The 5301-nt window shown below is 58.8% G+C and carries 7 protein-coding genes; all 7 read left to right on the forward strand.

What is annotated here, in order from left to right; all coding sequences use genetic code 11:
- The first annotated feature begins 94 nt into the window (after positions 1-94).
- The 7 genes from ruvC to tolA all read left to right on the forward strand — a co-directional run bounded on the left by ruvC (position 95) and on the right by tolA (position 5196).
- Entirely contained in the window at positions 95-619 is a 525-nt protein-coding gene (gene ruvC / locus ACRESD_RS00460; RefSeq protein WP_016975450.1) for a crossover junction endodeoxyribonuclease RuvC, read from the forward strand.
- Positions 620-685: 66 nt separating this feature from the next.
- Positions 686-1297 (forward strand): Holliday junction branch migration protein RuvA, encoded by a 612-nt coding sequence (ruvA, locus tag ACRESD_RS00465; protein WP_003193868.1) that lies wholly within the window; start codon positions 686-688, stop codon positions 1295-1297.
- On the forward strand, positions 1298-2356 hold the full coding sequence (gene ruvB / locus ACRESD_RS00470; protein WP_034109150.1) for a Holliday junction branch migration DNA helicase RuvB: 1059 nt from the start codon (positions 1298-1300) through the stop codon (positions 2354-2356).
- Between the two features lie 138 nt (positions 2357-2494).
- On the forward strand, positions 2495-2950 hold the full coding sequence (ybgC, locus tag ACRESD_RS00475; RefSeq protein WP_431749134.1) for a tol-pal system-associated acyl-CoA thioesterase: 456 nt from the start codon (positions 2495-2497) through the stop codon (positions 2948-2950).
- Position 2951: 1 nt separating this feature from the next.
- Complete coding sequence (tolQ, locus tag ACRESD_RS00480; protein ID WP_010208111.1) at positions 2952-3647, forward strand: protein TolQ; 696 nt, start codon at positions 2952-2954, stop codon at positions 3645-3647.
- 23 nt (positions 3648-3670) lie between these two features.
- On the forward strand, positions 3671-4123 hold the full coding sequence (tolR, locus tag ACRESD_RS00485; RefSeq protein WP_161634127.1) for a protein TolR: 453 nt from the start codon (positions 3671-3673) through the stop codon (positions 4121-4123).
- Complete coding sequence (tolA, locus tag ACRESD_RS00490; protein WP_431749135.1) at positions 4123-5196, forward strand: cell envelope integrity protein TolA; 1074 nt, start codon at positions 4123-4125, stop codon at positions 5194-5196. The genes tolR and tolA overlap by 1 nt, the downstream gene beginning before the upstream one ends.
- Positions 5197-5301 lie beyond the last annotated feature (105 nt).

Below are 5301 nucleotides of genomic sequence, written 5' to 3' on the forward strand. Positions count from 1 at the left end.
CATAAGTAACTGACACACTGCCATCGGGGGCAAGCCCCCTCCCACATTGGATCTTCACTGTGCCAGAAATTGTGTTTACCAACCTGCAGGCGTTATGACTTTAATCCTAGGTATCGACCCCGGTTCGCGCATCACCGGTTTTGGCGTGGTGCAACAGACCCCGCGTGGCTGCGTGTATGTGGCCTCGGGCTGCATCCGTACTGGCGCGGGCGAGTTGGCCGAGCGTCTGCAGATCGTCTATCGCGGCGTGCGTGAAGTGATCCAGACCTACGGGCCGGTCACCATGGGCATCGAAAAAGTCTTCATGGCCAAGAACGCCGATTCGGCCCTGAAGCTCGGCCAGGCCCGTGGCGCCGCCATCGTCGCGGGTGCAGAAGAGGGTATGGAGATCGCCGAGTACACCGCAACCCAGGTCAAGCAGGCCGTGGTTGGCACCGGTGCGGCTAACAAAGAGCAAGTGCAGATGATGGTCATGCACATGCTCAAGCTTACCTCCAAGCCACAGATCGACGCCTCCGACGCCTTGGCCATCGCCATTTGCCACGCGCACACCCGTTCAAGCCTGCTGCCCCATGGCCTCGGCACGGCACGCAGTCGTGGCGGGCGGCTGCGTCTCTGATAGCATCAGCGCAATCGTTATTTCCGGTCAGGCTTTGATCTGACCCCAAGCTTTAAGGATCGAACCGTGATTGGACGCTTGCGCGGCACCCTGGCTGAGAAACAGCCGCCGCACCTGATTCTGGATGTCAATGGGCTGGGGTATGAGCTGGAAGTGCCCATGACCACCCTCTATCGCCTGCCATCGGTCGGTGAGCCGATTACACTGCACACTCACCTGGTGGTACGCGAAGACGCGCAATTACTTTATGGTTTCATTGGCAAGCGCGACCGTGACTTCTTCCGCGAGCTGATCCGCCTGAATGGCGTGGGGCCAAAACTTGCGCTGGCGCTGATGTCCAGCCTGGAAGTGGATGAGCTGGTACGCGCGGTTTCGGCCCAGGACACCTCGGCATTGACCAAGGTGCCGGGTGTCGGCAAGAAAACCGCAGAACGCCTGCTGGTGGAACTCAAGGATCGTTTCAAAGCCTGGGAGGTCGTACCCAGCATGTTCGCACTGGTGCCGAACCAGCCGGATATGCCGGCGGCCCAGGTCGCCAGTGCCGAAAGCGATGCCGTCAATGCGCTCATTTCCCTGGGCTACAAGCCGCAGGAGGCGAGCAAGGCGGTGTCGGCCATCAAGGACAAGAACCTGAGCGCTGAAGACATGATCCGCCGAGCCCTGAAGGGAATGATTTAAGTGATTGAAGCTGATCGTCTGATCGCGGCCACCGGCCCACGCGACCGTGAAGAAATCCAGGACCGGGCCATTCGCCCCCTGAGCCTGGCCGAATATATCGGCCAGCCTACCGTGCGCGAGCAAATGGAGCTGTTCATCCAGGCTGCACGCGGGCGCAGTGAATCCCTGGACCACACGCTGATCTTCGGCCCACCGGGTCTGGGTAAAACCACCTTGGCCAATATCATCGCCCAGGAAATGGGCGTGTCGATCAAGTCCACCTCCGGCCCGGTGTTGGAGCGACCAGGTGACCTGGCGGCGCTGTTGACCAATCTTGAGCCCCACGATGTGCTGTTTATCGACGAGATCCACCGGCTCTCGCCGATTGTCGAAGAAGTGCTGTACCCGGCCATGGAAGATTTCCAGCTGGACATCATGATCGGCGAAGGCCCCGCAGCCCGTTCGATCAAACTCGACTTGCCGCCATTCACCCTGGTGGGCGCGACGACCCGCGCGGGCATGTTGACCAACCCGCTGCGAGACCGTTTCGGTATCGTTCAACGTCTAGAGTTCTACAGCACTGCCGATCTGGCGACCATTGTCAGCCGTTCGGCGAGCATTCTCGGTTTGCCGCTGGACCCGGAGGGAGCGTTTGAAATTGCCCGTCGGGCCCGGGGCACGCCACGGATTGCCAACCGTTTGCTGCGTCGGGTACGCGACTTTGCCGAAGTGCGTGCCAAGGGGCACATCACCAAGGCGGTGGCGGATCTGGCCTTGAACCTGCTGGATGTGGATGAGCATGGCTTCGATCATCAGGATCGGCGTCTACTCTTGACCATGATCGAGAAGTTCGACGGTGGCCCGGTAGGTGTGGACAGCTTGGCGGCGGCGATCAGTGAAGAACGCCATACCATCGAGGATGTGCTGGAGCCGTATCTGATCCAGCAGGGTTACATTATGCGTACCCCGAGGGGGCGAGTCGTCACGCGCCACGCCTATCTGCACTTCGGGTTAAACATTCCGTCACGATTGGGCGAGATGCCTGTAGTAGACGAATTCCTCGACGCAGTGGACGATTAAAAGCTTCACGCCAGACGATTTATCCGAGGTTTGTGCTGTCCTAGTGGCTGGTGTCGTCATTCAGTCGTTAGAAATGTTTCAGACAATGAAAAACAGTTGCCCAGCCGGATTGGCAACCTGAGGAGTAAGCACTAGAGTATGCGCGCGCAAAACGGGGATCAGTCGTTCGCACATCGCTGTCGCGTTTATTACGAGGACACCGATGCAGGCGGCATCGTGTATTACGTCAATTACCTCAAGTTCATGGAGCGGGCTCGAACCGAGCGGCTACGGGAGCTGGGCTTTGCCCAATCCGAGCTGGTAGGGGAGGACCTGTTATTCGTCGTGCACTCCAGCGAGGCGCGCTACCACGCGCCGGCGCGGTTGGACGACGAGCTGTTGGTAAGCGCTGAAGTAATCGAATTGAACCGTGCCAGCCTGCGTTTCAAGCAGCAGGTCAGGCGGGCAACGGATGCAACGCTGCTCTGTGAGGGGCAGTTCCTGGTGGCCTGTGTGCGCACCAATAGTTTGAAACCCCGGGCCATTCCCGAAGCTCTACGTGCGGCCTTTGCCGGCGTAAGCGGCGCGGGTAAACAATCAAAGCAGGAGATTTAGCGTGGAACCTACCGTCGTCGACCATTCCTCCATGTGGAGCCTGGTCAGCAATGCCAGTGTTGTGGTTCAACTGGTCATGCTGACCCTGGTAGCCGCATCGGTTACCTCTTGGGTCATGATTTTTCAGCGCAGCAACCTGCTGCGTGCCGGTCGACGTGCCCTGGAGAGCTTTGAAGAGCGCTTCTGGTCGGGTATCGACCTGTCCAAGCTGTATCGCCAGGCCGGCAGCAACCCGGACCCGGATTCGGGCGTTGAGCAGATCTTCCGCGCCGGTTTCAAGGAGTTCTCCCGCCTGCGCCAGCAACCCGGCGTTGACCCGGAAGCAGTGATGGAAGGCGTGGCACGCGCCATGCGCGTTGCCATCTCCCGCGAAGAAGAGAAGCTGGAGCAGAGCTTGCCGTTCCTCGCCACCGTAGGTTCCGTCAGCCCGTACATCGGCCTGTTCGGTACCGTGTGGGGGATCATGAACTCCTTCCGTGGCCTGGCCCAGGCGCAGCAAGCGACCCTGGCCACCGTGGCCCCGGGTATTGCCGAAGCCCTGATCGCCACGGCGATCGGCCTGTTCGCTGCTATCCCCGCAGTAATCGCCTACAACCGTTTTGCCGCTCGCGGCGAAAACCTGATTGGCCGTTACTACACCTTCGCCGACGAATTCCAGGCGATCCTGCACCGTAAAGTGCACACCAGCGAAGAATAAGCAGGTACTTCCCGATGGCTTTAATCACTCGAGCTCGAACCAAGCGCAAGCCGGTCGCCGAGATGAACGTAGTGCCTTACATCGACGTGATGCTGGTGCTGCTGGTGATCTTCATGGTGACCGCGCCGATGCTCAACCAGGGTGTGAAGGTTGACCTGCCCAAGGTTTCCAGCGAAGCCTTGCCCCAGGACAACAATACCCAGGTGCTGACGATTTCGATCAAGTCCGACAAGACCTATTACTGGAACCTTGGCAGTGAAGTCGATACTCAGAAGCAGCAGGACAAGGCGCTGACCTTGCCGGCGATGACCGACGCGGTGACCAAGATCATTCGCTCCGGCAACGAAGGTGGCAAGCACACCCAGGTCTTCATCCGCGGCGACAAGGCGGTCGACTACGGTTCCGTCATGGGCGCCATGGGCGGGCTGCAGAAGGCCGGCGTCGGTAATGTTGGCTTGATTACCGAGGCGCCCTGATGCAGCAACAGCGAGAGCCGTCCGCCTCGGAAAGCTACTTCTGGCCTAGCGTCTGGGCAATTGCCCTGCACGTCCTGGTGTTTGGCATGCTGTTCGTCAGCTTCGCCATGACACCGGACCTGCCGCCAGCCAAGCCGATCGTGCAGGCGACCCTGTATCAGCTGAAATCGAAAAGTCAGGCCACCACCCAGACCAATCAGAAGATTGCGGGTGAGGCCCAGAAGTCGGCTGCGCGCCAGACTGAAGTCGAACAGATGGAACAGAAGAAGGTCGAGCAGGAAGCGGTGAAGGCTGCTGCGGAACAAAAGAAAGAAGAGGCGGCTCAAAAGGCCGAGGAATCGAAAAAGGCTGACGAAGCCAAGAAAGCTGACGAGGCGAAAAAGGCTGATGAAGCCAAGAAAGCCGAGAAAGCTGCCGAAGCGAAAAAGGCCGAAGAGAAACAATTGGCTGATATAGCCAAGAAGAAATCTGAAGAAGAAGCCAAAAAGGCTGCCGAAGAAGAGGCCAAGAAAAAGGCCGCTGAAGAGGCCAAGAAAAAGATAGTCGAAGACGCGAAGAAGAAAGCCGCCGAAGACGCCAAGAAAAAAGCTGAAGCAGACGAGGCGAAGAAGAAAGTCGCCGACGACGCGAAGAAGAAAGCTGCCGCCGACGCCCAGAAGAAAAAGGCCCAGGAAGCAGCACGTAAATCCGCCGAAGAGAAAAAGGCCCAGGCCTTGGCAGATTTGCTCTCCGACACGCCGCAGCGTCAGCAAGCCTTGGCCGATGAGCGTGGTGATCAAGTCGCAGGCAGTTTCGACGACCTGATTCGGGCACGGGCAGCAGAAGGCTGGACACGTCCACCTTCGGCACGCAAAGGCATGACAGTAGTGCTGCAGATCGGCATGTTGCCGGACGGTACGGTGACTTCGGTCAGCGTGGCCAAGTCCAGTGGTGACGGTTCGTTCGACAGTTCGGCGGTTGCCGCGGTCAAGAACATTGGCCGGTTGACCGAGATGCAGGGAATGAAACCAAGCGACTTCGCTCCCTATCGTTCATTCAAGATGACATTCACACCTGAGGATCTAGCCTTGTGAGAAACCTTCTTCGAGGAATGCTTGTCGTTATTTGCTGTATGGCAGGGATAGCGGCGGCGGATGAAAAGAACATCCTGGTCACCAGCGGTAGCGATCGGGCAACCC

This window comes from Pseudomonas sp. (assembly GCF_050739995.1).
Classification (GTDB): domain Bacteria; phylum Pseudomonadota; class Gammaproteobacteria; order Pseudomonadales; family Pseudomonadaceae; genus Aquipseudomonas.